Source organism: Variovorax sp. AC103, from assembly GCF_979254005.1.
The window spans coordinates 1-25,841 of the sequence record NZ_CEEDFC010000007.1; the positions used below are offsets into that span (position 1 = coordinate 1).

Annotated in this window: 27 protein-coding genes; 10 read left to right on the plus strand and 17 right to left on the minus strand. The window is 67.3% G+C overall.

Annotated elements, in window-relative coordinates; genetic code table 11:
- Positions 1-89 precede the first annotated feature (89 nt).
- Complete coding sequence (locus AC0IYU_RS12055) at positions 90-1,094, minus strand: bile acid:sodium symporter family protein (protein WP_472116867.1); 1,005 nt, start codon at positions 1,092-1,094, stop codon at positions 90-92.
- Positions 1,095-1,164: 70 nt separating this feature from the next.
- On the opposite strand from AC0IYU_RS12055, the gene AC0IYU_RS12060 reads away from it, so the two are divergent.
- On the plus strand, positions 1,165-2,097 hold the full coding sequence (locus AC0IYU_RS12060) for a LysR family transcriptional regulator (protein WP_472116870.1): 933 nt from the start codon (positions 1,165-1,167) through the stop codon (positions 2,095-2,097).
- Here AC0IYU_RS12060 and AC0IYU_RS12065 read toward each other — a convergent pair.
- Positions 2,048-2,476, minus strand: a complete 429-nt coding sequence (locus tag AC0IYU_RS12065; RefSeq protein WP_472117443.1) for a response regulator — start codon at positions 2,474-2,476, stop codon at positions 2,048-2,050. The two genes, AC0IYU_RS12060 and AC0IYU_RS12065, sit on opposite strands and share 50 nt — an antisense overlap.
- A 147-nt stretch (positions 2,477-2,623) precedes the next feature.
- Positions 2,624-3,610 carry a quinone oxidoreductase family protein gene (locus AC0IYU_RS12070; protein ID WP_472116873.1) on the minus strand — a complete coding sequence of 329 codons (987 nt, stop codon included), beginning with the start codon at positions 3,608-3,610 and terminating at the stop codon, positions 2,624-2,626.
- 104 nt (positions 3,611-3,714) lie between these two features.
- On the opposite strand from AC0IYU_RS12070, the gene AC0IYU_RS12075 reads away from it, so the two are divergent.
- Entirely contained in the window at positions 3,715-4,659 is a 945-nt protein-coding gene (locus tag AC0IYU_RS12075; RefSeq protein WP_472116876.1) for a DMT family transporter, read from the plus strand.
- Here AC0IYU_RS12075 and AC0IYU_RS12080 read toward each other — a convergent pair.
- From AC0IYU_RS12080 to AC0IYU_RS12095, 4 genes are read right to left on the minus strand one after another with little or no spacing between them, the layout of a single operon-like run.
- The gene (locus AC0IYU_RS12080; RefSeq protein WP_472116879.1) at positions 4,653-5,444 is read right to left on the minus strand and encodes an SDR family oxidoreductase; all 792 of its coding nucleotides are present in this window, start codon (positions 5,442-5,444) and stop codon (positions 4,653-4,655) included. The two genes, AC0IYU_RS12075 and AC0IYU_RS12080, sit on opposite strands and share 7 nt — an antisense overlap.
- 11 nt (positions 5,445-5,455) lie before the next feature.
- On the minus strand, positions 5,456-6,424 hold the full coding sequence (locus AC0IYU_RS12085; RefSeq protein WP_472116882.1) for a DMT family transporter: 969 nt from the start codon (positions 6,422-6,424) through the stop codon (positions 5,456-5,458).
- 46 nt (positions 6,425-6,470) lie between these two features.
- Positions 6,471-8,084 (minus strand): gamma-glutamyltransferase family protein, encoded by a 1,614-nt coding sequence (locus AC0IYU_RS12090; protein WP_472116885.1) that lies wholly within the window; start codon positions 8,082-8,084, stop codon positions 6,471-6,473.
- A gap of 16 nt (positions 8,085-8,100) precedes the next feature.
- Positions 8,101-9,072 carry a Bug family tripartite tricarboxylate transporter substrate binding protein gene (locus AC0IYU_RS12095; RefSeq protein ID WP_472116888.1) on the minus strand — a complete coding sequence of 324 codons (972 nt, stop codon included), beginning with the start codon at positions 9,070-9,072 and terminating at the stop codon, positions 8,101-8,103.
- A gap of 97 nt (positions 9,073-9,169) precedes the next feature.
- Between AC0IYU_RS12095 and AC0IYU_RS12100 the strand changes: the two genes are divergently transcribed.
- Entirely contained in the window at positions 9,170-10,099 is a 930-nt protein-coding gene (locus tag AC0IYU_RS12100) for a LysR family transcriptional regulator (RefSeq protein ID WP_435482905.1), read from the plus strand.
- Positions 10,100-10,144: 45 nt separating this feature from the next.
- Here the strand turns inward: AC0IYU_RS12100 and AC0IYU_RS12105 are convergent, their stop codons facing one another.
- From AC0IYU_RS12105 to AC0IYU_RS12135, 7 genes are all read right to left on the minus strand, one after another.
- A complete protein-coding gene (locus tag AC0IYU_RS12105; RefSeq protein ID WP_472116891.1) occupies positions 10,145-11,656 on the minus strand; it encodes a tripartite tricarboxylate transporter permease in 1,512 nt (503 codons plus the stop codon).
- Between the two features lie 19 nt (positions 11,657-11,675).
- Complete coding sequence (locus tag AC0IYU_RS12110) at positions 11,676-12,164, minus strand: tripartite tricarboxylate transporter TctB family protein (RefSeq protein WP_435482903.1); 489 nt, start codon at positions 12,162-12,164, stop codon at positions 11,676-11,678.
- Between the two features lie 148 nt (positions 12,165-12,312).
- On the minus strand, positions 12,313-14,109 hold the full coding sequence (tfpB, locus tag AC0IYU_RS12115) for a type IV pilus assembly ATPase TfpB (protein WP_472116894.1): 1,797 nt from the start codon (positions 14,107-14,109) through the stop codon (positions 12,313-12,315).
- 297 nt (positions 14,110-14,406) lie between these two features.
- On the minus strand, positions 14,407-15,183 hold the full coding sequence (locus AC0IYU_RS12120; protein WP_472116898.1) for a class I SAM-dependent methyltransferase: 777 nt from the start codon (positions 15,181-15,183) through the stop codon (positions 14,407-14,409).
- The gene (locus AC0IYU_RS12125; protein WP_472116901.1) at positions 15,183-15,710 is read right to left on the minus strand and encodes a DNA-deoxyinosine glycosylase; all 528 of its coding nucleotides are present in this window, start codon (positions 15,708-15,710) and stop codon (positions 15,183-15,185) included. The genes AC0IYU_RS12120 and AC0IYU_RS12125 overlap by 1 nt, the downstream gene beginning before the upstream one ends.
- Before the next feature lie 74 nt (positions 15,711-15,784).
- Positions 15,785-16,261 carry a hypothetical protein gene (locus AC0IYU_RS12130; protein ID WP_472116904.1) on the minus strand — a complete coding sequence of 159 codons (477 nt, stop codon included), beginning with the start codon at positions 16,259-16,261 and terminating at the stop codon, positions 15,785-15,787.
- 133 nt (positions 16,262-16,394) lie between these two features.
- Positions 16,395-17,255, minus strand: coding sequence for a TatD family hydrolase (locus tag AC0IYU_RS12135; protein ID WP_472116907.1), 861 nt, complete (start codon positions 17,253-17,255; stop codon positions 16,395-16,397).
- An 89-nt stretch (positions 17,256-17,344) separates the two neighbouring features.
- Here AC0IYU_RS12135 and AC0IYU_RS12140 point away from each other — a divergent pair, with 89 nt between their 5' ends.
- The 4 genes from AC0IYU_RS12140 to AC0IYU_RS12155 all read left to right on the plus strand — a co-directional run bounded on the left by AC0IYU_RS12140 (position 17,345) and on the right by AC0IYU_RS12155 (position 21,564).
- Positions 17,345-18,367 carry a S1C family serine protease gene (locus AC0IYU_RS12140; protein ID WP_472116910.1) on the plus strand — a complete coding sequence of 341 codons (1,023 nt, stop codon included), beginning with the start codon at positions 17,345-17,347 and terminating at the stop codon, positions 18,365-18,367.
- 40 nt (positions 18,368-18,407) lie between these two features.
- Positions 18,408-19,421 (plus strand): AAA family ATPase, encoded by a 1,014-nt coding sequence (locus tag AC0IYU_RS12145; RefSeq protein WP_472116913.1) that lies wholly within the window; start codon positions 18,408-18,410, stop codon positions 19,419-19,421.
- Positions 19,422-19,531: 110 nt separating this feature from the next.
- Entirely contained in the window at positions 19,532-20,530 is a 999-nt protein-coding gene (locus tag AC0IYU_RS12150; protein WP_472116916.1) for a DUF58 domain-containing protein, read from the plus strand.
- Positions 20,527-21,564, plus strand: a complete 1,038-nt coding sequence (locus AC0IYU_RS12155) for a VWA domain-containing protein (protein ID WP_435440603.1) — start codon at positions 20,527-20,529, stop codon at positions 21,562-21,564. Before AC0IYU_RS12150 ends, AC0IYU_RS12155 begins: the two co-directional genes overlap by 4 nt.
- 7 nt (positions 21,565-21,571) lie before the next feature.
- On the opposite strand, the gene AC0IYU_RS12160 is transcribed toward AC0IYU_RS12155, so the two are convergent.
- Entirely contained in the window at positions 21,572-22,147 is a 576-nt protein-coding gene (locus tag AC0IYU_RS12160; RefSeq protein ID WP_472116919.1) for a TetR/AcrR family transcriptional regulator, read from the minus strand.
- Between the two features lie 140 nt (positions 22,148-22,287).
- On the opposite strand from AC0IYU_RS12160, the gene AC0IYU_RS12165 reads away from it, so the two are divergent.
- Positions 22,288-23,091 carry an SDR family NAD(P)-dependent oxidoreductase gene (locus AC0IYU_RS12165; RefSeq protein WP_472116922.1) on the plus strand — a complete coding sequence of 268 codons (804 nt, stop codon included), beginning with the start codon at positions 22,288-22,290 and terminating at the stop codon, positions 23,089-23,091.
- On the opposite strand, the gene AC0IYU_RS12170 is transcribed toward AC0IYU_RS12165, so the two are convergent.
- Complete coding sequence (locus AC0IYU_RS12170) at positions 23,073-23,729, minus strand: TetR/AcrR family transcriptional regulator (protein WP_472116925.1); 657 nt, start codon at positions 23,727-23,729, stop codon at positions 23,073-23,075. The genes AC0IYU_RS12165 and AC0IYU_RS12170 overlap by 19 nt on opposite strands.
- A 65-nt stretch (positions 23,730-23,794) precedes the next feature.
- Positions 23,795-24,406: a phenylacetic acid degradation protein PaaY gene (locus AC0IYU_RS12175; protein ID WP_472116928.1), complete on the minus strand. Its 612-nt coding sequence runs from the start codon at positions 24,404-24,406 to the stop codon at positions 23,795-23,797.
- Between the two features lie 170 nt (positions 24,407-24,576).
- On the opposite strand from AC0IYU_RS12175, the gene AC0IYU_RS12180 reads away from it, so the two are divergent.
- Positions 24,577-25,380 (plus strand): enoyl-CoA hydratase-related protein, encoded by an 804-nt coding sequence (locus AC0IYU_RS12180; RefSeq protein ID WP_472116931.1) that lies wholly within the window; start codon positions 24,577-24,579, stop codon positions 25,378-25,380.
- Positions 25,381-25,383: 3 nt separating this feature from the next.
- Complete coding sequence (gene paaI, locus AC0IYU_RS12185) at positions 25,384-25,836, plus strand: hydroxyphenylacetyl-CoA thioesterase PaaI (RefSeq protein ID WP_435440599.1); 453 nt, start codon at positions 25,384-25,386, stop codon at positions 25,834-25,836.
- Positions 25,837-25,841 lie beyond the last annotated feature (5 nt).

Here is a 25,841-nt window from a genome sequence, read left to right on the forward strand (position 1 = left end):
GGGGTCGCCTTTTCTTTGCTTACTTTCTTTTGGCGAAGCAAAAGAAAGTAAGTCGCCCGCCGGGGCGAGTCCCGGCCCCTGAACCAACCTCAGTCAGCCGCCCCAAGAACACCAGCCTTAGCGGGCACAACCTCCCGCCGCGCATACCGCTGCGCCAACACAGCACACACCATCAACTGCATCTGATGAAACAACATCAGCGGCAAAACAATCGCCCCCACAGCGTGCGATGCAAACAGCACCTTCGCCATCGGAATCCCGCTCGCCAGGCTCTTCTTGGACCCGCAGAACACGATGGTGATCTCATCGGCAATGTCGAAGCCGAACTTGCGCGCCATGAACGTCGTGAGCGTCAAGGCCAGTGCCAGCAAGACCGCACAAACGAGCAGCAAGCCCAGCAGCGCACTCACAGGAATCTGCTTCCAGAGCCCTTCGATCACCGCCGCGCTGAACGCCGTGTAGACCACCAGCAGGATCGAACCCTGGTCGACGAACTTCAGCACCGCCGCCCGCTTCTGCACCCACTTGCCGATCACCGGCCGCAGCAGGTGCCCGGCCAGGAACGGCACCATCAGCTGCAGAAGAATGCGCCCGATCGAATCGAACGAGGAGGTCGCATTGCCGCCATGCGGCAACACCACGAGGTTCACCAGCACCGGCGTGATGAACACCCCGAGCAGCGTGGAAGCCGAGGCACTGCAGATGGCAGCCGGCATGTTCCCGCGCGCCATGGCGGTGAACGCGATGGCCGACTGCACGGTGGCCGGCAGCACGCAGAGAAACAGCACGCCGGTGTACAGGTCGGGCGTCACCAGCGGCGACAGCACCGGCTTCAGCGCCAGCCCCAGCACGGGGAACAGGACGAAGGTGCTCGCGAACACCAGCAGGTGCAGCCGCCAGTGCGTGATGCCCGCCATGATCGCCTCGCGCGAGAGCTTGGCGCCGTGCAGGAAGAACAGCAGGCCGATCGCGACGGTCGTCAGTCCTTCGAAGAAATGCGCAGTGCGCCCGCTGGCGGGCAGCAGGCTTGCAAGGGTCACGACCGAGACGAGCGCGAGCGTGAAGTTGTCGGGGAGAAAGCGTGAACGGGCCATGACGCGGATTGGACGCCGCCGCCATTCAAAAGAGAAATGGATTTATCGGATGGATATATGATTCCAACGCATGAATGTCACCCTGCGTCAGCTCCGTGTGTTCCGCTCGGTCGCCGAGGGCCGCAACTTCAGCCGGGCCGGGGACCAGGTGGGCCTGAGCCAGCCGGCGGTGAGCCGCTCGATCCTGGAGCTTGAAGGGCAGCTCGGCCTCAAGCTGCTCGACCGCACCACGCGCGAGGTGGTGCTGACCGAGGCCGGCCACGCGCTCGCGGCACGGCTCGACCGGGTGCTCGACGACCTCGACCAGACACTGCAGGACGTGGCCGGCCTCGCCAGCGCGCGCGGCGGCAAGGTGCGGGTGGCGAGCAGCCCCACGCTTTCGGCCAACCTCATGCCGGCCTGCATTGCCACCTGCGCCGAACAGGCGCCCGGCATCCAGTTTCTGCTGCTCGACCGCATCCAGCAGGACGTGCTCGACAGCGTGCGCAGTGGCGAGGTCGACTTCGGCGTGGTCATCGAGCCTTCGGAAGCGGGCGACCTGCACTGCGAGCCGATATTGAACGACCCCTTCGTGCTGGTGCTGCCGCCCACGCACCGGCTCGCGCAAAAAGCGACCGTTCGCTGGAGTGCGCTCGAAGGCGAAGCGCTGGTATTGCTCGACCACGCATCGGGCAGCCGCCGCCTGATCGATCAGGCGCTGGAGCGCCATGGGGCGCATTGCGACGTGAAGCAGCAGCTCGGCCACCCGACCACGATTTTTCGGATGGTGGAAGCCGGCATTGGCATCAGCGTGATGCCGGGCATGTCGTTGCCACCGGAAGGCCTGGCGCAACTAGCCGTTCGCCCGCTGACGCCGCGCGTTCAGCGCGCCGTGATGCTCATCCGCCGCGGCAACCGGGCGCTCTCGCCCTTGGCACAGCATGTGTGGGGCATCGTGCGCGACACCGCCTTGCTCAGTGCGGCAACGTTTTCTGGCGCGACGGCGCCGAAGGCTGAATCTTGAAATGCAACTGCCGCTGCTGCACGCAGTAGTCGATCAGGTCTTCCACCTCGGTGGCCTTGTCGAACACCGCGTCCGCGCCCAGCAAGGTGCACTTGCGGCGCATTTCGGGCGTGGCGTAGTTGCTCAGCACCACCACCTTCTGCGCCGGATCGCGTTCACGGCAGGCCTCCAGCACGCGGAAACCGGTGCCGTCCTTCAGGAACAGGTCGACGATGGCCAGGTCCCATTGCGAGAGGTTGCCGGCGAGCCAGCGCGTTCCTTCCGCTTCCGTCTCGGCCTGCCCGATGGGGTCGATGCGCGCGACCTCCCGCAGGGTGCCCACGAGGTTTTCCCGGATGGTGGGGTTGTCTTCGACGATGAAGGTGCGAATGGTGGTCATCACGGGTTGCGACTTGGGCTTGAATGGTGCGCTCATGCGCCTGCGATCGAGGCTACAAAATGCATCCTGCACAAGTCGAAGGCATGACACCCCAGCCCAGGTAGGACAAGTCTGTCGCCATGCACCGGGGCCTCGCCGTACGCAGGCTCAGAGCGTCAGGATGGTGCAGCCCGTGGTCTTGCGCGCTTCCAGGTCGCGGTGCGCCTGCTGCACGTCGGCCAGCGCATAGCGTTGCTCGATCGGGATCTTCACCGCGCCGCTGCGCACCACCGCGAACAGGTCGTCGGCCATGGCCTGCGTGCTTTCGCGCGTGCTCATGTGGGTGAACAGCGTGGGCCGGGTGACGTACAGCGAGCCCTTGGACGCCAGCGTGCCGAGGTTGATCGGCGGCACCGGGCCCGAGCCGTTGCCGAACACCGCCAGCAGGCCGAACGGGCGCAGGCAGTCGATGGAGCCTTCGTAGGTGTCCTTGCCCACCGAGTCGTACACCACCTTCACGCCCTTGCCACCGGTGATCTCCTTCACGCGGGCGGCGAAGTTCTCGGTGCTGTAGTTGATGGCGTGCGCCGCGCCGTGCTCGAGCGCCAGCTTGCACTTGGCGTCGCTGCCGGCCGTGCCGATCAGCTGCAGGCCCAGTGCCTTGGCCCACTGACAGGCGATGAGGCCCACGCCGCCGGCGGCCGCATGGAACAGGATGAAGTCGCCGGCTTGCAGGCCTTCGGCCGGCAGCGTCTTCTTCAGCAGGTACTGCGTGGTCAGGCCCTTGAGCATCATGGCCGCGCCGGTCTCGAAGGAGATGTCGTCGGGCAGCTTGCATACGCACTTGGCCGGCATCACGCGCAGCTCGCAGTAGGCGCCCGGCGGCGGGCTCGCGTAAGCGGCGCGGTCGCCGGCCTTCAGGTGCGTCACGCCCTCGCCCACCGCCTCGACGATGCCCGAGGCCTCCATGCCGAGCTGCAGCGGCATCTGGAACGGGTAGAGCCCGCTGCGCTGGTAGGTGTCGATGAAGTTCAGGCCCACGGCCTTGTGGCGGATGCGGATCTCGCCGGGGCCGGGTTCGCCGACTTCCACGTCGACGATCTTCAGTTCTTCGGGGCCGCCATGGCGGTCGATACGGACGGCTTTGCTGATCATCGTTGGAGTCTCCACGCACTGGAAAAAAGGAAGACGAGCATCCTGCCACGCCCGGGTGTCCCGCGGCAGCGCAGGCCATCATTGCCCGGGTAGAGTCGGCGGCCATGTCGACACCGCAGCAGCACCTCTCGCGCCACGCGCCACTCACAGCCCTGACCGTCCTCCTGCTGCTCGTTCCGCCGCTGCTGTGGGCCAGCAATGCGGTCGTCGGCCGCATGGTGCGCGACCTGGTGTCGCCGGTCACGCTGAATTTCGTGCGCTGGGTCATCGCCTTCGTGCTGTTGCTTCCGCTGGCCGCACCGGTGCTGCGCCGCGGCAGCCCGCTGTGGGCGCACTGGAAGCGCTATGCGGTGCTCGGGCTGCTGGGCATCGGCCTGTACAACGCCTTCCAGTACCTGGCGCTGCAGACGTCCACACCGATCAACACCACGCTGGTCGGCTCCAGCCTGCCGCTGTGGATGCTCGCGGTGGGCACCCTGTTTTTCGGCGCCCGCGTCAATGCGCGCGAGATCGGCGGCGCGCTGCTGTCGATGGCCGGCGTGCTGCTGGTCCTGAGTCGCGGGGAATGGCGGCAACTGCTCGGCCTGCGGCTGGTGCCCGGCGACCTGTACATGATTGCGGGCACCATCGCCTGGGCCTTCTACAGCTGGCTGCTGGCGCGCACGCACGAGCCGAAGGCGGTGCGCCAGGACTGGGCCGCCTTCCTCATGGCGCAGCTGGTGTTCGGCCTGGCCTGGTCGGGCGCGCTGGCGGCAGGCGAATGGACGCTGACCGACGCGCACATCGACATGGGCTGGCCGCTCGCCGCCGCCATGCTGTTCATCGGCATCGGCCCCGCGCTGGTGGCCTACCGCTGCTGGGGCACGGGCGTGCAGCGCGCGGGCCCGCAGGCGGCGAGCGTCTTCATGAACCTCACGCCGCTGTTCGCGGCGGTGCTGTCGGCGGCCTTCCTGCGCGAGCCGCCGCACTGGTACCACGGGGTGGCGTTCCTGCTGATCGTGGGCGGGATCGTGGTGGCGGCGCGGCGCTCTCGTGAACCCGCTCAGTAGGTACCCGGGTAGGCCCCACCGTCGGCCAGCACGTTCTGCCCGGTCATGTAGCCGGCCTGCTGGCTGCAGAGAAACGCGCAGATGGCGCCGAACTCGGCCGGCGTGCCGAAGCGCTTGGCCGGGATGTTCTTCTTGCGGGCTTCCCACACGGTGTCGAAGTCCTGGCCGGTCTTCTGCGCCGTGCCGGCCATGGTGCCCTTGAGGCGATCGGTGTCGAAGGAGCCGGGCAGCAGGTTGTTGATGGTCACGCCCTGCGCCGCGATGGCCGTGCGCGCGACGCCGGCCACGAAGCCGGTGAGGCCGCTGCGCGCGCCGTTGGAAAGGCCCAGGATGTCGATGGGCGACTTCACCGAGCTCGACGTGATGTTGACGATACGGCCGAACCCGCGCTGGGCCATGCCGTCCACCGTGGCCTTGATGAGCTCGATGGGCGTGAGCATGTTCGCGTCGACCGCCTTGATCCACGCCTCGCGGTCCCAGGTGCGGAAGTCGCCGGGCGGCGGGCCGCCGGCGTTGGTGACGACGATGTCGAAGTCGTGGCCCAGCGCGAACACGGCCGCGCGGCCGGCTTCGGTGGTGATGTCGGCGGCCACCTGCTTGACGAACGAACCCGATGCGCCGGCCGCTTCGGCCAGCTTCTTCGCGGCCGCATCCAGCGCCTCGGCGCCGCGCGCCACGATCACCACGTTCACGCCTTCGCGCACCAGCGCCTCGGCGCAACCGTAGCCCAACCCCTTGCTCGCGCCGCACACCAGCGCGGTCTTGCCTGCAATACCCAGATCCATGTTGTTTGCTCCTATCGTGCAGGGGCAGGGCGCCCCTTGCGTGTGAAAACGAAGATGCCCGCAATGACGAGCACCGTGCCGGCGGCGATCCACGGCGTGAACGGCTCGCCGAGTATGACCACCCCCATGAGGATGGTGGACAGCGGCCCGATCATGCCGGTTTGCGCCGCCACCGCCGGACCGATGCGCTCGATGGCCATCATCACCATGAGGACGGGCACCGCGGTGCACAGCGTGGCGTTGAGCACCGACAGCCACACGACTTCGGGTGCCACCTCGAAGGCCGCGTTCATCGGCCGTGTCAGCACGAACTGCAGGATGCACAGCAGGCAGGCCACGGTGGTGGCCAGTCCCACGAGCCGCAGCGACCCGAGCCGCTTGACGAACTCGCCGCTGTAGACAAGGTAGCCCGCATAACTCACCGCGCTCAGGAACACCAGGAACGCGCCCCAGGCCGCCGCGCCGCCGCCCTTGCCGCCGCCGCCGGTCCACAGCTCGTGGCCGAACACCAGCAGCACGCCGGCATAGCTCACGACCATGCCCAGCACCTGCGGGCGCGTGGCGCGCCGCCGGTACAGGATCCAGCCGAACAGCAGCACCAGCGTGGGGTTGAGGTAAAGAATGAGCCGCTCGAAACTCGCCGAGATGTAAGCGAGCCCCGCAAAGTCGAGAAAGCTCGCGAGGTAGTAGCCCGAGAAGCCGAGGCCGAGCACGCCGAGCCAGTCGCGGGCCGTGAGCTTCGGCTTGCCGCGCCCCGCCCACCATGCCATCACCGCGAAAAGCGGCAACGCGAACAGCATGCGCAGCATGATGAGGGTGATGGCGTCCACGCCGTAGCGGTACGCCAGCTTGACGATGATGGCCTTCCCGCTGAACGCGATGGCGCCCAGGGTGGCAAGGACCAGGCCGGACGCGTAGCCCTTTCTGGGCGCGTCTTGAGGGGGAATGGGAATGCCGGCCGACGCGGCTGTCTTGTTCATCCCCCGATCATCGCGGCAAGCTCGCTCCCTTGCTGCGCCCCCTGGCTCAATACCCCGCAGCCACGCCGTCGCGGCGCGGGTCGCTGGCGGCCACGTAGCCTTCCACCGAAGGTTCGCCCGCGCGCCAGATGAACTGGCCGGCGCCGAAGTCCTGGTAGGAGTCGTTGATCACTTCCAGGTGGTGGCCCAGGTCGCGCAGGCCTTGCAGCGCGGCCGGGTTCATCGCCGCCTCGACGTTGATTTCCAGGCCCGCGTTGAAGCGCCAGCGCGGCGCATCGCAGGCGGCCTGCGGGTTCTGCTTGTAGTCGAGCATGCGCACCAGGGTCTGCATGTGGCCCTGCGGCTGCATGTTGCCGCCCATCACACCGAAGCTCATCACCGGCTGGCCGTCCTTGGTGAGGAAGGCCGGAATGATGGTGTGGAACGGGCGCTTGCCCGGTGCCACCACGTTCGGGCTCTCGGCCTTCAGGCTGAAGCCGTGGCCGCGGTTCTGCAGGCTGATGCCGAACTCGGGCTCCACGCAACCCGAGCCGAAGCCCATGAAGTTGCTCTGGATGAAGCTCACCATCATGCCGCTCTCGTCGGCGGCCGTGAGATAGATGGTGCCGCCCTTCACCGGGTTGCCGGCCTTGAAGTCCTGCGCCTTCTTCACGTCGATGAGGCGCGCGCGCGAGGCGAGGTAGGCATCGTCGAGCATCTGCTCGGTGGTCACTTCCATGGTGCCGCGTTCCGACACGTAGCGGTACACGTCGGCAAAGGCCAGCTTCATCGCTTCGATCTGCAGATGCTGCGACTGCACCGAGTCGACCGGCAGCGAGGCGATGTCGAACTTTTCGAGGATCCCCAGCGCGATGAGTGCCGCGATGCCCTGCCCGTTCGGCGGAATCTCGTGCAGCGTGTGGCCGCGGTAGTCGCGCGAAATCGGCTTGACCCACTCGGGCTGGTAGGCGGCCAGGTCGGCCACTGTCAGCGCGCCGCCCTGCTCGGCGGAAAATTTGGCCAGCGCCTCGGCGATCTCGCCGTTGTAATACGCCTCGCCCTTGGTGCGCGCAATGGCCTTGAGCGCACGCGCGGCGGCCGTGAAGCGAAACAGCTCGCCCACCTCTGGCGCGCGGCCCCAAGGCAGGAAGGTCTGCACGAAGCCCGGCTGCGACTGCAGCACCGGCGTGGCCGCAGCCCACTTGCCCTGAACCACCGGCGGCACGAGGTAGCCGCGCTCGGCGATGTCGATGGCCGGCGCCAGCAGGTCGGCGAACGGCAGCTTGCCGAAGCGCTCGCTCATCGCGACCCAGCCGCGCACCGCGCCGGGCACGGTGACCGAGTCGATGCCGCGCATCGGCGGCGTGGTGGCGTCGGCGCCGTACTTGGCCTTGAAGTACTCGGGCGTCCAGGCCTTGGGCGCCGGGCCCGAAGCGTTCAGGCCGTGCAGTTCCTTGCCGTCCCACAGGATGCAGAAGGCGTCGCTGCCCAGGCCGTTGCTCACCGGCTCGACCAGCGTCATCACGGCGGCGGTGGCAATGGCCGCATCGACCGCGTTGCCGCCCTGCTGCAGGATGCGCAGGCCGGCCTGCGAGGCCAGCGGGTGCGAGGTCGAGACCACGTTGCGCGCGAAGATCGGGATGCGCGTGGAGAGGTAGGGATTGTTGAAGTCGAAGTTCATGTCGGCGTGCTCTTCCTTATTCGTTGGTGATCTTGCGCTCGACCACGATCTTTTTCCACTTGGCGGCGTCGACCGCCACCATCTTCGCGAACTGGTCGGGCGTGCCCGGCGTCGCGGGCTCGATGCCCAGGCGCGCGAGCTTTTCCTTGACCTCGGGGTCGGCCAATGCTTCGTTCGCTGCCTTATTGATGCGCGCCACGAGGTCGGCCGGCAGGTTCTTCGGACCGTAGAAGCCGAACCAGGTGTTCGACTCGTAGCCCGGCAGCGTGTCGGCAATGGGCGGCAGCTCGGGCGCCAGCGGGCTGCGCTTGAGCGAGGTGACGCCCAGCGCGCGCAGGCGGCCGTCGCGCACGTGCGGCATGCCGGTGGGCAACGAGTCGAACAGCACGTCGACCTTGCCGCTGATCAGGTCGGGAATGGCCAGTGCCGTGCCCTTGTACGGAATGTGCGTGACGAACACGCCGGCCTGCGCCTTGAACAGCTCCGCCGTCAGCTGCACGATGGTGCCGTTGCCGCTCGATGCGTAGTTGAGCTTGCCGGGGTTCTTCTTGGCGTAGTCGATCCACTCGCGCACGGTCTTGGCGGGCGAGTTGACCGGCACCAGCATGATGCTGGCCGCGTCGCCCACGTGGGCGATGGGCGTGAAGTCGCGCACCGTGTCGTAGGGCAGCTTGCTGATGGCCGGGCCGATGGAGTGCGTGCTGGTGGTGGCCAGAAGAATGGTGTAGCCGTCGGGCGCAGCCTTGGCGGCCTGGTCGGAGCCGATGGCGCCGCCGGCGCCGGGCTTGTTGTCGACCACCAGCGTGGTGCCGAGCTTCTCTCCCATCTTCTGGCCCAGCGTGCGGGCAAAGAGGTCGGTGGCGCCGGCCGCCGGGAACGGCACGATCAGCCGGATGGGCTTGGTCGGGTAGCCCTGGGCCAGGCTGGCGGAAGACGCGGCCAGGCACAGCGCAGCGGCAAAGCCTTGAAGGAACTGGATTCTTTTCATGGTGCTGGATTCTGGACCGGTGGAAAAACCTTGCATGCTATTCAGCGCCCGCGCATCAAGCCAGATAATTCTGCTTATTCAACTATGAGCGCTGCTTATGACAAAGAACGCCACCGAAGAGGTCTCGCTGCAGCAGCTTCGCGCGCTGGCCGCGGTGGCCGAAACAGGCAGCTTCACGCTGGCGGCCGAAAGCCTGCAGCTGACCCAGCCGGCGATCAGCCACCTGATCAAGCGCATGGAAGAAGAGCTCGGCCAGCCGTTGGTGGTGCGGGGCCGCCGCATCCAGCTGACGAGCGCGGGCCAGGTGATGGTGGAGACGGCCGTGCGCGCGCTGCGGTTGATCGACGAGTCGGTGGGCGCCTGCCGTTCGCAGTCGCAGTTGCGCGAAGGCCGCGTCGTGCTGGCGGTGGGCCACCTGACCGCGGGCGCATTGCTGCCGCCGTTGCTGGGCCGCTTCTCGCAGCAGCACCCGACCTTGGCGACCACGCTGCTCGACAGCACGGCCGAGCAGATGATCTCGCGTGTTCTGTCGCAGGAGGCCGACCTGGGCTTCGGTTCGGACATCGGCCAGAAGCATTCGGAGCTGGCGACGGAGCCGCTTTTTTCCGAGCGCATGGCCTTGTTCGTGCGCGAGGACCATGCGCTGGCGCAGCGCGTGGTGGTCGACGCGCGGCACCTGGAGTCCTTGCCGTTCATTCATGTGAATCCGGACGCGAACGTGTGGCGTTCCGTCAGCCGTCAGCTCTCGAGCATGGCCAACGTGTATCCGCGGGTGGTGCATCACGTGTCGATGTTGTCGACGGCCTTCGGCCTGATCCAGGCGGGTGCGGGTGTGGCGCTGTTGCCGCGCTACGTGGAGGTGCTGATGCCGCCCAATCTGCGCGCGGTGGCCGTCACCCGCCCGACGCTGGAGTACCCCGTGGTGGCAGTGCGGCTGGCCAAGCATCCGTTGAGCCCTGCCGCCCTTGCCTTTTTGGCCATGGCGCGCCAGCACATGAAGCCGCCGCGCTCGGGCAAGCCCCAGTAAAAACGGCGCCCGAAGGCGCCGTTTTCAAAGAGCGCAAGGCTCAGGTCATTCCTCGACGAAGGCTTCCTCGCGCTTCGACTTCACCGCGGGCAGCAGCACGATGATCAGCAGCAGTGCAGCCGCAGCCAGCAGGCTCGCCGAGATCGGACGCGTCACGAACACGCTCCAGTCGCCGCGCGACAGCAGCAGCGAACGGCGCAGGTTTTCTTCCATCATCGGGCCCAGGATGAAGCCCAGCAGCAAGGGTGCGGGTTCGCATCCGAGCTTGAAGAAGGTGTAGCCCACCAGACCGAAGATGCCGACCATCCAGATGTCGAAGGTGTTGTTGTTGGTCGAGTACACGCCGATGGCGCAGAACAGCACGATCGCCGGGAACAGGTACTTGTACGGCACCGACAGCAGCTTGATCCACATGCCGATCAGCGGCAGGTTCAGGATGATCAGCATCGCGTTGCCGATCCACATCGAGGCGATCAGGCCCCAGAACAGCTCGGGGTTGCTGGTCATCACCTGGGGGCCGGGCTGGATGTTGTGGATCGTCATGGCGCCCACCATCAGCGCCATCACCGCATTGGGCGGAATGCCCAGCGTCAGCAGCGGGATGAAGGAGGTCTGCGCACCGGCGTTGTTCGCCGATTCAGGTGCCGCCACGCCGCGGATGTTGCCCTTGCCGAAGGGCACTTCGCCCGGCTTCAGCTTGGTCTTCTTCTCGATCGTGTAGGCCGCGAAAGCCGCCAGCAGCGCACCGCCGCCCGGCAGGATGCCCAAGGCCGAACCGAGGGCCGTGCCGCGCAGCACCGCGGGGATCATGCGCTTGAAGTCTTCCTTGGTCGGGAACAGGCCCGAAACCTTGGCCGTGAACACTTCGCGCTCGTCGTCGGGGCGCGAGAGGTTGGCAATGATTTCGCCGTAGCCGAACACGCCCATGGCGATGGCCACGAAGCCGATGCCGTCGGTGAGTTCCGGAATGTCGAAGCTGTAGCGCGCGACACCCGAGTTCACGTCGGTACCGACCAGGCCCATCAGCAGGCCCAGCACGATCATCGCGATGGCCTTGAGCAGCGAGCCCGAAGCCAGCACCACGGCGCCGATCAGGCCCAGGATCATCAGCGAGAAGTACTCGGCAGGACCGAACTTGAAGGCCAGCTCGGTCAGCGGCGGCGCAAAGGCAGCCAGGATCAGCGTGCCCACGCAACCCGCGAAGAACGAGCCCAGGCCGGCCGCAGCGAGTGCGGGACCGGCACGGCCCTTGCGCGCCATCTGGTAGCCGTCGATCACGGTCACCACCGACGACGACTCGCCCGGCAGGTTGACCAGGATGGCCGTGGTGGAGCCGCCGTACTGGGCGCCATAGTAGATGCCGGCCAGCATGATGAGCGCCGACACGGGCGGCAGCGCATAGGTGGCAGGCAGCAGCATCGCGATGGTCGCGACCGGGCCGATGCCCGGGAGCACGCCGATCAGCGTGCCCAGAATACAGCCGACCAGGCAGTACAGCAGGTTGGTGAAGGTAAAGGCAACGCCAAAACCCATCGAGAGGTGTTCAAACAATTCCATGATGTGAGTCGCTTGTTTCTCAGCCGGTGATGAAGGTCGGCCAGACCTGGATCTGGAGCTTGAGCGCCCAGATGAATGCAACGTAGCTGCCGACCGCCAGAACGGTGGCCAGGACCAGCACCTTCTTCAGGTCGAACTCGTTGCCTGCGAGGCTGGCGATGATCACCAGCGCGTAGATGGCGATGATCATTCCCATGGCCGGCACGCCCAGGCTCGGCAGGCCGCCGAGCAGAACGCCGAACGCCAGGTTGGCACCCAGGATGAACACGACCTGCTTCCAAGCCCATTTGCCGATCTTTTCGCCGTCGGTGGTTTCAACGGTCAAGCCGGTGAACATGATCCCCAGGCCGATGACGGCCATCAGGATGCCGAGCATCAACGGGAAATAACCCGGGCCCATTCGGGCACCCGAGCCCACCGTGTAGGTGGTGGCGCCCCATGCGAACGCCACACCGACCACGGTGAACATCAGACCCGAAAAAAAGTCTTTCTGACTCTTGATCTTCACGAACAGTCTCCTCGAACAATTTCGATGCGGGATTGTCGAGTCAGCTACCGGTCAGGCTGATGTGGATTCCACTAACCAAAGGCCTAGGGATAACCCGAAAGAACACAGTGGCCCCGTGAAGGGCGGCCGATATGGAAACAAGAGGACTCTATTCCAGGGGCGGCGTGGCGCTCAGCACTTCCTCGATGGTGGTCACGCCCTCGGCCACGCGCAGCGCACCGGCGAGCCGCAGCGGGCGCATGCCATCGATCACGGCCTGCCTGCGCAGGCCCGACAGGTTGGGCTCCTTGGTCACCTGGGCCTTGAACGCCTCGCTGATGCTCAGCAACTCGTACAGCCCCATGCGCCCCATGTAGCCGGTCATGCGGCAATCGACACAACCCACCGGCTTGTAGGCACGCACAGAGCCCGTGATCTGCCAGGGCTTGACGATGGTCTCCAGCTTCTCGCGGGTGATGGTGTCGTCGGGCTGCTTGCAGTGCGGGCACAGCGTGCGCACCAGCCGCTGGGCCAGCACGCCGAGCATCACGGCGTTGATGAGGTACGAAGGCACGCCCAGCTCCATCATCCGCGTGATGGCGCTCGGCGCGTCGTTGGTGTGCAGCGTGCTGAACACCAGGTGGCCGGTGAGCGCGGCCTGCACCGCCATCTCGGCGGTGGCGAGGTCGCGGATTTCGCCGACCATGATGATGTCCGGGTCCTGCCGCATCAGCGCGCGCAGGCCCTCGGTGAAACCGAAGTCCAGCTGCGGCTGCACCTGCGTCTGATTGAACGCGGGCTCGATCATTTCGATCGGGTCTTCCACCGTGCTCACGTTGACCTCTTCGGTCGCCACGCGCTTCAGCGTGGAATACAGCGTGGTGGTCTTGCCCGATCCGGTGGGCCCCGTCACCAGGATGATCCCGTTGGGCCGCGTGACCAGCTGTTCCCAGCGCTGCGCATCGTGCTGCGCGAAGCCCAGCGCGTCGAGGTCCTTCACCGCCGTGTCGGGGTCAAAAATGCGCATCACCATCTTCTCGCCGAAGGCCGTGGGCAGGGTCGACAGGCGCATTTCGACTTCGTCGCCGCGCATGTTACGGGTCTTGATACGGCCGTCCAGCGGGCGGCGCTTTTCGACCACGTCCATGCGGCCCAGCAGCTTGATGCGCGCCACCATCGCGTTCATCACGCCCATGGGCATCTGGTAGGCCGGATGCAGGATGCCGTCGATGCGAAAGCGGACCACGCCCTGCTCGCGGCGCGGCTCCAGGTGGATGTCGCTCGCGCGCTGGTCGAAGGCGTACTGCCACAGCCAGTCGACGACCTGCACCACGCTCTGGTCGTTGGCGTCGAGCAGCTTGTTGCTCTTGCCCAGCTCCACCAGTTGCTCGAAGCTCGCGCCGCCGGTGTTGCCGCCGGCCTTTTGCGCCGCGCGAACCGACTTCGCGAGCGCGAAGAACTCGGCCGTGTAACGCTGGATGTCGGCCGGGTTGGCCACCACGCGGCGCACCGCCCGCTTCGCCTGTCGCTCCACCTCGGAGATCCAGTCGGTGAGGAAGGGCTCGGCCGTCGCCACCACCACCTCGTGGGCCAGCACCTGCACCGGCAGCACCTTGTGGCGCTCTGCATAGCCCGCGCTCATGGTCTCGGCCACCTTGCCCACATCGACCTTCAACGGGTCGATGCGCAGGTAGGCCAGCCCCGCGCGGCCGGCGAGCCATTGCGTGAGCATTTCGATGTCGAGCGGCTTGTTGTCGCTCTCGCGCGTCATGGCCACATTGGCAAGACGCACCAGCGGGGCCTGGCGGCTTTCGGCCTGCGCGCAGCGCGCGATGGTGCGCTTGGCCTCCATCGGCGAAATGACGCCGTCGGTGGCCAGCCATTCGATCATGCGGCGCAGTTCGAGCGGGCCTTCATGGCGCGGCGTGGCAGATGTGGAAACGGAAGCAGCAGGGACAGCGCTCATGAACCGGAAAGAATTAAGAAAAGCTGGGCTCGGCCACTGCAGCGACAGCGGGATGCGCGCGCAGGCGGGCGAGGCCCAGTGAGTCTGGATGGTTTGCACGCACTCGGCAAGCCCGCCGGGTGCCATTCGACACGCTTTGCCTCTACAACCGGATCGGCCGTGACACGCCCGCCACACGCGGTACGTCGTGCCTTCTCACAGACGACAAGCCCTCAGCACCGGTGCGACAGGTGGCACGGCGGTTGCGCCCTCTGCAGGGATGCGCACCGGCCCGCTGGCGCATGGGCCTGGGGAGGTTTACAAAAAAAGCTGCAATGGCTTGAACACGCGCAGCCATTTGGGCGCGGGCAGGTTCCAGCGCGTCTGGATGGTCTGCGCGCGCTCGGCCAGCAGGTCGCGCTTGGGGCGGGTGGCGATGCGCTGCGCCAGCACCACGGTGTTGCCCTCTCGCGTGGGCTTGAAAGCCCACACCGCATTGGCGCCGAAGGCGGCGGCAATCTTCTCCAGGCTGCGCTCGTAGCTCGACGAGCGGCCGAACAGGTTGACCGTCATGCAGCCGTCCTCGGTGAGCAGCGCGCGGCAGTCGGCATAGAAGTCTTCGCTGTCGAGCACGGGCGCGGCGGCCTCGTGGTCGTACAGGTCGACCTGCAGTGCATCGACCGACTGGTGCCACTCGGGCTTGCGGATCTCGGCGGCCGCGTCGGCGATCACCACGCGCAGCTTCGGGTCGTCGGCCGGCAGCTTGAACCAGCCGCGACAGGCCGACACCACCTGCGGGTTGAGTTCGACGGCGGTGGTGCGCATGCGCAGGATCTTTCGGCTGAACTTGGTGAGCGTGGCCGCGCCCAGGCCGAGCTGCATGGCGTGGCGGCTGGCCACGGTCTTGCCGTCGGCGAACAGCAGCCAGGCCATCATGCGCTGCACGTACTCGAGTTCGATCTCGAAGGGCGCGTCGATCTTCATCGAGCCCTGGACCCATTCGGTGCCCAGGTGCAGGTAGCGGATGTCGCCCCAGTCGGAGAAATTGACTTCGGGAAGGACGAGGGGTTGGGCGGGAGTTTTGCTCGAAGCCATCAGACGAGGTTATGGGCGGCGAAGACCTCGCGCCAGGCCGCGAGCTTGCGCTCGAAGCTCCACGACGCGTTGGCGGGGCTGGTGGATGGCAGCGGATGAACCGGCACGCCCAGGGTGCGCGTGTGGCGCGCGTGCTTGAAGCTTTCGCCGCCGTTGTGGGCAATGGCGGCCAGCCGGGGCAGGTGCAGCCCGGCGATGTCGTTCACCACGGGCGAGCGGATGGCCGAGTCGAGGCTGCCCTCGCGCTCGCAGGCGCCGTACACGTCCCACACGCCCAGGCCGCGATCGAGCAGCCACTGGCAGCGCTGGCGATAGCCGTCGGCGGCCGAATGCAGGGGAATGTCGGGCCACACGGCTTGCAGGATCTTCCAGAACTGGTTTTGGGGGTGTGCATAGTACTGCTGCCGCTCGAGCGACTTCACACCGGGGAAGCTGCCCAGGACGAGGACGGCGGTGTTCGCCGAGACGATGGGTGCCAGGCCCGTGAGCACGGCGGCCGGTGCCGGGGATGCGGCGGATGGGTTCATGGACGGCATCGTGCCACTGTCGCGCCCATGAAAAAACCCGCCGAGGCGGGTTCTTTCGAGACGGGCGAGACGCCTTACTTCTTGGCAGCTTCGTTCTCGGCCGTGCCGGGGATCTTCTCGCCGATGGCGGCGCCGGTGCTGCGCATGCCGTTGGCGGCCTTGTGGCCGGTGTTTTCGACTGCGTCGCCGGTCTTCTCCGCCACATTCTTGGTGGCGGTGGTGGCCTTCTTGGTGGTGCGCTTGGTCGCGTTCCAGGCCTTCTTGCTGCCGTTTTCGGTGGCATTGGCGGCCTTCTTGGTGGTGCGCTTGGTCGCGTCCCAGGCCTTTTCGGCGCCGTTTTCGGTGGCGTTCACGGCCTTCTTGGTCGTGCGCTTGGTGGCATCGACGGCGTTGCTGCCGGCTTCCTTCACCTTTTCGCCGGTGGTGGGCTCGGCCGTGGCCGGGGTTGCCGCGGTGGCGGGAGCGGTGGTCTGCGCCACGGCAGACACGCCGATGGAGGCGAGCGCCAGCGCGAGGACGACGGGCATGGTGCGAATGAAAGACGTGGTCATGTAAAGGCTCCTGTTTGGATGAAGTTTTTGAAGTGACTGACTTGCCACTGGTCTAAGCAACGAACTTCTGAACCTCAAGGATGACAGCAAATCCGCAGCATCTGCACACACGTGAGCAGGTCGGGACGTTGGCCTACGCGCGGTGCGGCGGGCGTTCCGACAGCGGTGTGAGATTTTTCAGACGTGGCAGCGTGTCGAGCGCATTCCGGGTCGTGGCTTCGGCCAGTTCCTCGGTGCCGATTCCACGCAGGCCGGCCACCACGCCGGCGATGCGCGGCAGCTCTCCGGGGTCATTGCGGCCCTGCGGTTCGCCAGCGTCGCGCTGGGCTTGGGTGCGGTAAAGCCAGTGCGGCTGGATGTCGGGCGCGTCGGTCTCCATCACGATCGATTCGAGGGGCAAGGTGGTGGCCAGCCGGCGCAGCTGCAGCGCGCGCTCGAAGGTCACCGCGCCGCCGAAGCCCAGTTTCAGGCCCAGCGCGATGCAGGCCCGGGCCTGCTGCTCGCTGCCGTTGAAGGCATGGGCGATGCCCTGCCACGGCTGGCCGCCCGATGTCTGCCGCAGGTGCTTGAGCACCTTGTCGACAGAGCGGCGTACATGGATGAGCACGGGTAACCCGTGCTTGCGTGCCAGTTGCAACTGAGTGTGAAAAAAGCGCTCCTGCTTCGGGCCGTCCAGGCCTTCCACGAAGTAGTCGAGCCCGATTTCGCCGACCGCCACCAGGCGCGGGTCGCCGCGGTGCGCGGTGAGTTCGGCGTCGAGCGTGTCGAGGTCTTCGTCCTTGGCCTCTGCGGTGCACAGCGGATGAATGCCCAGCGCATAGGCGTCGCCCTGGGCGTGGGCCAGCGCGCGCACGGTTGTGAAATTGAAGACGGCCACGGCAGGAATGACGCACATCGCCACGCCCCTTTCGGCAGCGCGGGCGCGGATTTCGGGCATTTGCGCACCGAACTCGGGCGCGTCCAGATGGCAATGGGTATCGACGAAGGTAGCCATCGGGCGATGATGCCCGAAGGGATGCACGGCCGCGGAAAGCGTGCTACCGTGAACTCCTTCACGCGATATTTTTTGCCGGAGGTGCTCCGATGCGCAGGCCTGCTTTCTACAGCCGTTCGCCACGCACGCCGCCACCGGCCGCAGAGGCGGCCGAGAGCGCGCAGGCGTCAGCATCGCCTGTCGACACCGGCGCAGCGGGTTCAGCCGGTGCCGCCCCCGTCGTTCAGGCCGCGACGGCGAAGAAGACAGGCTGGCAACCCGGACGCCGCAGCTTCGCACTCCTGGTCGTGCTGTCGGCCGCACTGGTCGGCGGTGCCATCTGGGCTCCCCGCCCTGGCGCCAAGGCCCTCACCCAGAAAGACATCGACGCGGCCGTGCTGCGCACGCTGCAGACCAACACCCTGCCCTCGCCCGCGTCCAAGGCGGCGGACATCATCCGGCCTTCCGTGGTGCGCGTGGTGAGCTACGGCGAAGAAAAGAACACCCCCGAAGCCAAGACCCAGAAGCGCGGCCGCAACCTGGCCAAGGGCAAGGCGCCCGAAGCGCCCAACGACGGTGGGCCGGCCGGCGAGGTCGAGCGAGGCGTGGGCACGGGCGTGGTGATCGTCGACAAGGGTGTGATCCTCACCAACCTGCACGTGGTCGCGGGCGCCGACAAGATCAAGGTCACCTTCTTCGACGGCCTGGAGGCCGTTGCCACCATCACCGGCGTGCAGCCCGAGAACGACCTGGCGGTGCTGCAGGCGCAGAAGGTGCCCGACGACCTCATTCCCGCCACCATGCGCTCGACCGCCGACCTGCGCCCCGGCGACCAGGTGGCCGCCGTGGGCTTTCCGTTCGGCATCGGGCCGTCGGTGTCGGCCGGCGTGGTGTCGGGCCTGAAACGCTCGTTCCGCTCGCCCGAGGGCAAGCAGGAGCTGGGCAACCTGATCCAGTTCGACGCCGCCGCCAACCCCGGCAATTCGGGCGGCCCGCTCATCAACATGGACGGCGAGGTGCTGGGCATCGTCACCGCCATCCTCAACCCGACGCAGCAGCGCACCTTCATCGGCATCGGCTTCGCGGTGCCCATAGAGAACGCGGCCTCCGCCGCCGGGTCGCCGCCGTTCTGATTCTTCGTTCCGTCTACGAAACTCCACGAAAGCCTTTCGCATGAGCACAGAGACTTCCAACGCCACCGCCGCCGGAACCGCCGAACTGATGGAGCAGATCCTCTACGAGGTCAAGCGCGTGGTCGTGGGCCAGGACCGCTTCCTGGAGCGTGTGATGGTCGCCATGCTGGCGGGCGGGCACCTGCTGGTCGAAGGCGTGCCGGGGCTGGCGAAGACGCTCACCATCAAGACGCTGGCCGACACCGTGCGCGGCCACTTCAAGCGCATCCAGTTCACGCCCGACCTGGTGCCCGCCGACCTGGTCGGCACGCGCATCTACAACCAGAAGACGGGCGAGTTCAGCACCTCGCTGGGCCCGGTGTTCGCCAACCTGCTGCTGGCCGACGAAATCAACCGCGCGCCGGCCAAGGTGCAGAGCGCGCTGCTCGAGGTGATGCAGGAGCGCCAGGTCACCATTGCCGGTGAAACGCACAAGGTGCCGCGCCCCTTCCTGGTCATGGCCACGCAGAACCCCATCGAGACCGAAGGCACCTATCCGCTGCCCGAGGCGCAGGTCGACCGCTTCATGATGAAAGTGCTGGTCGACTACCCGACCGACGAAGAAGAGTTCGTGATCGTACAGCGCGTGATCGGTCCGCCGGTCGAGGCCACGGCGGTCGCCACCACCGAACAGCTTGCCGCGCTGCAGGCCGAGACGCGGCGCGTGTACGTGGACCCTTCGCTGATCCAGTACGCCGTGAAGCTGGTGTCGGCCACCCGCACGCCCGAGAAGCACGGCCTGAAGGACCTGCGCCGCTTCATCACCTTCGGGGCCAGCCCGCGCGCCAGCATCAGCCTGACCGAAGGCGCGCGTGCCCTGGCCATGCTGCGCGGGCGCAGCTATGCGCTGCCCGAGGACATGACCGCGCTGGTGCCCGACGTGCTGCGCCACCGCGTGACGCTTTCCTACGAAGGCCTGTCCGAAGGCCTGACGCCCGACAGCCTGATCGAGAAGATCATGCGTGCCGTCCCTGCTCCTCCCAAACCCCTGGAACATGAAAAGCTGGTGGCCTGAAATGAGCACACCCCCAGTCTTCGCGCACTTCGTGTCGCTACGCCTTCCCCCTTGCAGGGGGCAACACGTGCGGTCCGGCAAAGCCGGTTCCGCGGTGTTCCCTGAATCGCATGAAAAGCTGGTGGCGTAAGGCCCCCGCGGCCGCGAACGACGAACGGCTCGCCGCCGAAGCGGCGGTGGCCGGCGGCGCCGAGCGCGCACTGCGCCGGCTCGAATGGACCGTGATCCGCCGGCTCGACGGCCTGCTGCAGGGCGACTACCGCACGCTCATGCGTGGCGCCGGCCTCGACCTGGCTGACCTGCGCGAATACCAGCACCACGACGACGTGCGCCACATCGACTGGAACGTCACGGCGCGGCTGCAGACGCCCTACGTGCGCGTGTTCACCGAAGACCGCGAGATGGCCGCCTGGTTCGTGCTCGACCTGAGTCGCTCGGTCGACTTCGGCTCGGGCCTGAAGGCCAAGCGCGAGATTTCCGCCGGCTTCGTCGGCGTGCTGGCGCGGCTGCTCACGCGGCACGGCAACCGGGTCGGTGCGCTGGTGTACGGCAACGACCTCGAAGCGGTGATTCCGCCGCGCAGCGGACGCCGCCACGTGCTGCACCTGCTGCATTCCATGGAACGGCGCGCCGACCAGGCCCACGCGGTGCCCGCGCAAAAAGGCATGACGCGGCTGGACGACCTGCTCAAGTCCGCCGCCAACCTCATGCCGCGGCGCTCCACCGTGTTCGTGGTGTCCGACTTCCTGAGCGAGCCCGGCTGGGAAAAGCCGCTGGGGCAGCTGGTGCAGCGCCACGAGGTGATCGCCGTGCGCCTGTTCGACCCGCTGGAGCTCGAACTGCCCGACCTCGGCCTCGTGCCGCTGAGCGACGCCGAGACCGGCGAGCAGCTCTGGGTCGACACCCACGACAGCGGCTTTCGCAAGCGCTTCGCACGCCTGGCGGCCGAGCGCGAAAGCACCCTGCGTGCCGCGCTGGCCAAGGCCGGCGTCGATGCACTCGAGCTGTCGACCAGCGACGACCTGGTCGAGGCCATCGTTCGTTTTGCCGATCTGCGCAAGCGCCGCACGCGCATCGGCTCCGCAGGCGCGAAGGCGGTGGCAGCATGAACTTTCTCTGGCCTCAATTCCTCTGGCTGCTGGCGGCGTTGCCGCTGCTGGTGCTGCTGTACCTCTGGCTGATTCGCCGCAAGAAGAAGATGGCGGTGCGCTACGCCAGCCTGTCGATCGTGCGCGAGGCCATGGGCCCCGGGCAGAGCCTGCGGCGCCACCTGCCGCCGCTGCTGTTCCTGCTGGCCATGGCCGCGATGCTGATCGCCGCGTCACGGCCCATGGCGGTGGTGGTGCTGCCGTCGAACCAGCAGACCATCATCCTGGCGATGGACGTGTCCGGCAGCATGCGCGCGGCCGACGTGCTGCCCAACCGGCTGGTGGCGGCGCAGGAGGCGGCCAAGAGCTTCATCAAGGACCTGCCGCGCAGCGTGAAGGTGGGCATCGTCGCCTTCGCGGGCAGCGCGCAGGTGGCGCAGTTGCCCACCACCAACCACGAAGACCTGGTGACAGCCATCGACAGCTTCCAGCTGCAGCGCGCCACCGCCACGGGGAACGCCATCGTGGTGTCGCTGGCCACGCTGTTCCCGGACGCGGGCCTCGACGTGGAGCAGTTCAACGCACCGAGCCGCCAGCGCGGCGCGGCGATCGACCAGTCGGAGAAAAAGCTCAAGGACTTCACGCCCGTGGCGCCCGGCTCGTTCACCTCGGCCGCGATCATCATGCTGACCGACGGCCAGCGCACCACCGGCGTCGACCCGCTCGACGCCGCCAAGGCCGCGGCCGACCGCGGCGTGCGCATCTACACGGTGGGCGTGGGCACCGTCGACGGCGAGACCATCGGTTTCGAAGGCTGGTCGATGCGCGTGCGGCTCGACGAGGACACGCTCAAGGCCATCGCCAACAAGACGAACGCCGAGTACTTCTACGCAGGCACCGCCAGCGACCTGAAGAAGGTCTACAACACGCTGAGCTCCAAGCTCACCGTGGAGAAGAAGGAAACGGAAATCTCGGCGCTGTTCGCGCTCGGCGCGGCGGTGCTCACGCTGCTGTCGGCGGGGCTGTCGCTGCTGTGGTTCAACCGCATCCTCTAGGCGCCTTCTAGGCCTTGGGCGCGGCTTGCAGGCCGGCGAGCACCTCGCGCAGGATTTCTTCCGACAGGGCCTCGTCGTCCACGGCGCGGGCCAGCACCACGCCGCCGTACATCGACGCCAGCATGCGGATCGCGTCGCCCCGTGCGTTCTTCTTCGCGCGCCACGGAAAGTTCCTGGTGAAGCGGTCGATGACCGACTGGAGATAGGTCGTCAGCGGCACGCTGATGCCCCCGCTGCTCTCGGTTCCCGACTGCGCCGCGAACGCCGCCACCAGGCAGCCATCGGCACGACCATCGCGGTGGTCGGGGCTCAGGTAGTCCCGCACATAGGCGCGCATGCCTTCGGGCGTTTCGCCGGCCGCATCGAGATCGGCCAGCGCGGCGCTCCCGGAGTGGGCGATGCACTCGGCCATGAGCGCTTCTTTCGAATCGAAGTGGTTGTAGAAGGGCCCGTGCGTGAGGCCCGTGGCTTTCATGATTTCGCTCACGCTCACGCCGTCGAAGCCGCGCTCCTTGAACAGGCGCGAGGCCTCGGCAAGGATCTTCTGGTGCTTTTCGGCGGTTTCCGCTGCGGGGTATCGCATGTGACCTCTTTCCGTTCCTGGGTACTTCGTAGGCTGGCTTGACGCTAAGCATGATAGCCATCATGCTTCGACCCGCCAAACATGATGGTCATCATGCTTACAGCCACATCCCCCTGACCCTACCTTTGAATGGAATCGAAATGAGCGAACAAAAAACCCTCGGCACCGCCGTCGTCACCGGCGCCTCGGCCGGCCTGGGCAAGATCTACGCGGACCGCCTGGCCCGCCGCGGCCACGACCTGGTGCTGGTGGCGCGCCGCGCCGACCTGCTGGAAGAAGTCGCGGCCGCCCTGCGCACCAGGTACGGCGTGAAAGTGCAGACGCTCGCCGCCGACCTGGCCGCCGATGACGACCTTGCGCGTGTGACCCACGTCCTGGCCACAGACGCCTCGGTCACGCTGCTGGTCAACAACGCCGGCCTCTCGACGCTGGCGCCCGTCGCGCAGACCACCACCGCGCAACTGCAGAGCATGCTGGACGTGAACATCAACGCCCTGGCGCACCTGAGCCACGCCGCGCTGGCCGCCTTCAAGGCACGCAACCGCGGCACGCTGGTGAACATCGGCTCGGTGCTCGGCTTTCACACGCTGCCCATCAGCAGCATCTACAGCGGCACCAAGGCCTTCGTGGTCGCGTTCACGCGCGGGCTGCAGGACGAGGTGGCGGGCACCGGCGTGAAGGTGCAGCTGGTGCTGCCGGCAGCAACGGCCACCGACATCTGGGAGCTCTCGGGCGTGCCGATGTCGGCGCTGGCCGAAGGCACCATCATGGCCGCCGAAGATTGCGTGGACGCCGCGCTGGCCGGCCTCGACCTGGGCGAGCCGATCACCCTGCCGTCGGTGAACGATGCCGCCCTCCTCGCGACTTTTGTCGATGCGGGCGCCAAGCTGTTCGCCGCATCGCAGACCAGCAAGCCGGCGGCGCGCTACCTGGCGACGGCCTGATCGGCAGGATCGGTCTGGGCGGCCTCGATGGCCGCGCAGTCCGGCGACTTCACCGCGCCGATGCCGCCCAGGAACAGGTCGGCCACGATCGGCGCAATGGCCGCGTGGTCGAGCTTTCCGTTCGGCTTCATCCAGGTGAACATCCAGTTGATCATGCCGAACAGCAGCATGGTCAGCGGCTTGGCCAGGTCGTCGCTCGGCGTGCCCGGGCGCAGCGCCGCGACCGCGCGCGCAAAGCCCGCGACCACCTTGCGCTCCTGGTCGAGCACGCGCTCGCGGTCGGCTTCTTCCAGAAAGCGCACGTCGTCGGTCAGCACGCGGTGCGCGTCCTGCGCGCCGGCATATTCCTCGACGATGCGGTAGATGAAGCGGCGCAGGCGCTCCTCGTCGGTCTGCGTCGAGGCTTCTTCCTCGGCCACCAGCGCCGCCAGCTTGGAGACATGCGTCTCGGCGATGCTGATCAGCAGGCTGCTCTTGTCCTTGTAGTAGTGATAGAGCGTCGCCTTCGAGAGCCCGCAGGCCTCGGCCACCTGGTTCATCGAGGTGGCCGGATAACCGCTGCGCGCGAACAGCTGTGCGGCCTGCGCCAGGATCAGTTCGCGCTGGTCGTCGTAGGTGGCGGATCTTCCACGCGGCATCGGGTCGGGTTCCTGGGTTGGAAGGTTGAGGGCAACGCGCGATCTTGCACGAAGCCCGGCGCGGGTCAGCCGCCCTCGCCTCGCTTGGTGGCAATGAGCGAGCGCACCTCGGCCTGCGGCAGGCGCGGGCGGCCGGCCTCCACCTGCGCCAGCGGCGCGACCTCATGCAGGCTCGCGAGGCTGCGCACCGTGAGCGCCTGGTAGGTCTGCGTGCCTTCCAGCTTCCAGGCGATTTCCTCGTCGCTCAGTTCGCGCTTCACCTTCGCCGGAATGCCCGCGACCAGCGAGCGCGGCGGCACCTTCATGCCGGCCGGCACGAAGGCGCAAGCCGCCACGATGGCTTTCTCGCCGATCTCGGCCTCGTCCATCACCACCGCGTTCATGCCCACCAGCGCGTCGCGCCGCACGATGCAGCTGTGCAGGATGGCGCCGTGGCCGATGTGGCCGTTGACCTCGACCACGGTGTCGTTCTCCGGAAAGCCGTGGATGCAGCAATGGTCCTGCACGTTGGAGCCCTCCTCCAGCACGATGCGCCCGAAGTCGCCGCGCAGGCTGGCGCAGGGTCCCACATAGCACCGCGGGCCGACGATCACGTCACCGATCAGCACGGCCGTGGGGTGCACGTAGGCGCTCGGGTCGACGACGGGGATCACGCCGTCGATGGAATAGCTGGGCATCCGGTCTCCTTGTTTCGTGGGGTGCGCGCGTTGGTGGCTCGAGGCCTAGGGTTTGCCCTAAACCGCCGCCGCTTGTGCTGTCATCGAGGTCGATCCTAAAATCAACCGAACGGTCGGTCAATAGTGTTTGCATGTCGATCGGCCTCCCACGAAGGATGAAAGAGACACGCATGACTGAGCCTTTGGTACTCATCAGCAACGCCGGCGCGGTGCGCACGCTGAGCCTGAACCGCCCCGCGGCGCTCAACAGCTTCACGACCGAACTGCACGCCGAACTGCTGGCGGCGCTCGAGTCGGCCGCCCGCGACGACGGCGTGCGCTGCGTGGTGCTCACGGGCGCCGGCCGCGCGTTCTGCGCCGGGCAAGACCTGGCCGACCCTTCGGTCGCACCCGACCCCACGCCCGGCGCCGCCCCCAAGGACCTGGGCCACGTCATCTCCACGTACTACGCCCCGCTGGTCGCGCGCCTGCGCTCGATGCCGGTGCCGGTGGTCGCGGCGGTGAACGGCGTGGCCGCAGGCGCGGGCGCCAACCTGGCGCTGTGCTGCGACCTGGTGGTGGCCGGCCGCTCGGCCAGCTTCATCCAGGCCTTCACCAGGATCGGCCTCGTGCCCGACACCGGCGGCACCTGGCTGCTGCCGCGCCTCGTGGGCTCGGCGCGCGCGCTGGGCATTGCGATGCTGGGCGACAAGCTGCCCGCGGAAGAAGCCGCGCGCATCGGCCTGATCTGGCAATGCGTGGACGACGCGGCACTTGGCGACACCGCGGCAGCACTCGCGCTGAAGCTGTCCGGCATGCCCACGCGTGCCTTGGTCGCCACGCGCCAGGCCATGGCCGCCGCGCAGGACATGGACCTGGACACCGCGCTCGCCGAAGAAGCCCGGCTGCAGCGCGACCTGGGCAATGCCGACGACTACCGCGAAGGCGTCGAGGCCTTCCGCGCCAAGCGCGCCCCGGTGTTCAAGGACCGCTGAGCCATGACCGACACCACGCCCGCCACCCGCACCCCGCAGCAGACCGCCGAGTACGTCCGCGACGGCATGTTCGCCAACGACAACGCCACCCAGGGCCTGGGCATGCGCATCGTCGAGGTCGGCCCCGGCCAGGCCACGCTCGAAATGAAGGTTCGCCCCGACATGCTCAACGGCCACGCCACCTGCCACGGCGGCTTCATGGCGACGCTGGCCGACTCGACCTTCGCCTTCGCATGCAACTCGTACAACGAGCTGACCGTGGCCTCGGGCTTCTCGATCGACTTCATCGCCCCGGCGCGCGAGGGCGACCTGCTCACCGCGCGCTGCCACGAGGTGTCCAAGGCCGGGCGCACCGGCGTGTACGACACCGAAATCACCAACCAGCGCGGCGAGCGCATCGCGATGTTCCGCGGGCGCTCCTACACGGCCAAGGGCCGCCCCGCTGTCGCAGCCTGAGGAGA

Coding starts and splice junctions, on each gene's coding strand:
- AC0IYU_RS12055 (WP_472116867.1), bottom strand. CDS start 1,094: ATGGCCCGTTCACGCTTTCTCCCCGACAACTTCACGCTCGCGCTCGTC.
- AC0IYU_RS12060 (WP_472116870.1), top strand. CDS start 1,165: ATGAATGTCACCCTGCGTCAGCTCCGTGTGTTCCGCTCGGTCGCCGAG.
- AC0IYU_RS12065 (WP_472117443.1), bottom strand. CDS start 2,476: ATGACCACCATTCGCACCTTCATCGTCGAAGACAACCCCACCATCCGG.
- AC0IYU_RS12070 (WP_472116873.1), bottom strand. CDS start 3,610: ATGATCAGCAAAGCCGTCCGTATCGACCGCCATGGCGGCCCCGAAGAA.
- AC0IYU_RS12075 (WP_472116876.1), top strand. CDS start 3,715: ATGTCGACACCGCAGCAGCACCTCTCGCGCCACGCGCCACTCACAGCC.
- AC0IYU_RS12080 (WP_472116879.1), bottom strand. CDS start 5,444: ATGGATCTGGGTATTGCAGGCAAGACCGCGCTGGTGTGCGGCGCGAGC.
- AC0IYU_RS12085 (WP_472116882.1), bottom strand. CDS start 6,424: ATGAACAAGACAGCCGCGTCGGCCGGCATTCCCATTCCCCCTCAAGAC.
- AC0IYU_RS12090 (WP_472116885.1), bottom strand. CDS start 8,084: ATGAACTTCGACTTCAACAATCCCTACCTCTCCACGCGCATCCCGATC.
- AC0IYU_RS12095 (WP_472116888.1), bottom strand. CDS start 9,072: ATGAAAAGAATCCAGTTCCTTCAAGGCTTTGCCGCTGCGCTGTGCCTG.
- AC0IYU_RS12100 (WP_435482905.1), top strand. CDS start 9,170: ATGACAAAGAACGCCACCGAAGAGGTCTCGCTGCAGCAGCTTCGCGCG.
- AC0IYU_RS12105 (WP_472116891.1), bottom strand. CDS start 11,656: ATGGAATTGTTTGAACACCTCTCGATGGGTTTTGGCGTTGCCTTTACC.
- tfpB (WP_472116894.1), bottom strand. CDS start 14,109: ATGAGCGCTGTCCCTGCTGCTTCCGTTTCCACATCTGCCACGCCGCGC.
- AC0IYU_RS12120 (WP_472116898.1), bottom strand. CDS start 15,183: ATGGCTTCGAGCAAAACTCCCGCCCAACCCCTCGTCCTTCCCGAAGTC.
- AC0IYU_RS12125 (WP_472116901.1), bottom strand. CDS start 15,710: ATGAACCCATCCGCCGCATCCCCGGCACCGGCCGCCGTGCTCACGGGC.
- AC0IYU_RS12130 (WP_472116904.1), bottom strand. CDS start 16,261: ATGACCACGTCTTTCATTCGCACCATGCCCGTCGTCCTCGCGCTGGCG.
- AC0IYU_RS12135 (WP_472116907.1), bottom strand. CDS start 17,255: ATGGCTACCTTCGTCGATACCCATTGCCATCTGGACGCGCCCGAGTTC.
- AC0IYU_RS12140 (WP_472116910.1), top strand. CDS start 17,345: ATGCGCAGGCCTGCTTTCTACAGCCGTTCGCCACGCACGCCGCCACCG.
- AC0IYU_RS12145 (WP_472116913.1), top strand. CDS start 18,408: ATGAGCACAGAGACTTCCAACGCCACCGCCGCCGGAACCGCCGAACTG.
- AC0IYU_RS12150 (WP_472116916.1), top strand. CDS start 19,532: ATGAAAAGCTGGTGGCGTAAGGCCCCCGCGGCCGCGAACGACGAACGG.
- AC0IYU_RS12155 (WP_435440603.1), top strand. CDS start 20,527: ATGAACTTTCTCTGGCCTCAATTCCTCTGGCTGCTGGCGGCGTTGCCG.
- AC0IYU_RS12160 (WP_472116919.1), bottom strand. CDS start 22,147: ATGCGATACCCCGCAGCGGAAACCGCCGAAAAGCACCAGAAGATCCTT.
- AC0IYU_RS12165 (WP_472116922.1), top strand. CDS start 22,288: ATGAGCGAACAAAAAACCCTCGGCACCGCCGTCGTCACCGGCGCCTCG.
- AC0IYU_RS12170 (WP_472116925.1), bottom strand. CDS start 23,729: ATGCCGCGTGGAAGATCCGCCACCTACGACGACCAGCGCGAACTGATC.
- AC0IYU_RS12175 (WP_472116928.1), bottom strand. CDS start 24,406: ATGCCCAGCTATTCCATCGACGGCGTGATCCCCGTCGTCGACCCGAGC.
- AC0IYU_RS12180 (WP_472116931.1), top strand. CDS start 24,577: ATGACTGAGCCTTTGGTACTCATCAGCAACGCCGGCGCGGTGCGCACG.
- paaI (WP_435440599.1), top strand. CDS start 25,384: ATGACCGACACCACGCCCGCCACCCGCACCCCGCAGCAGACCGCCGAG.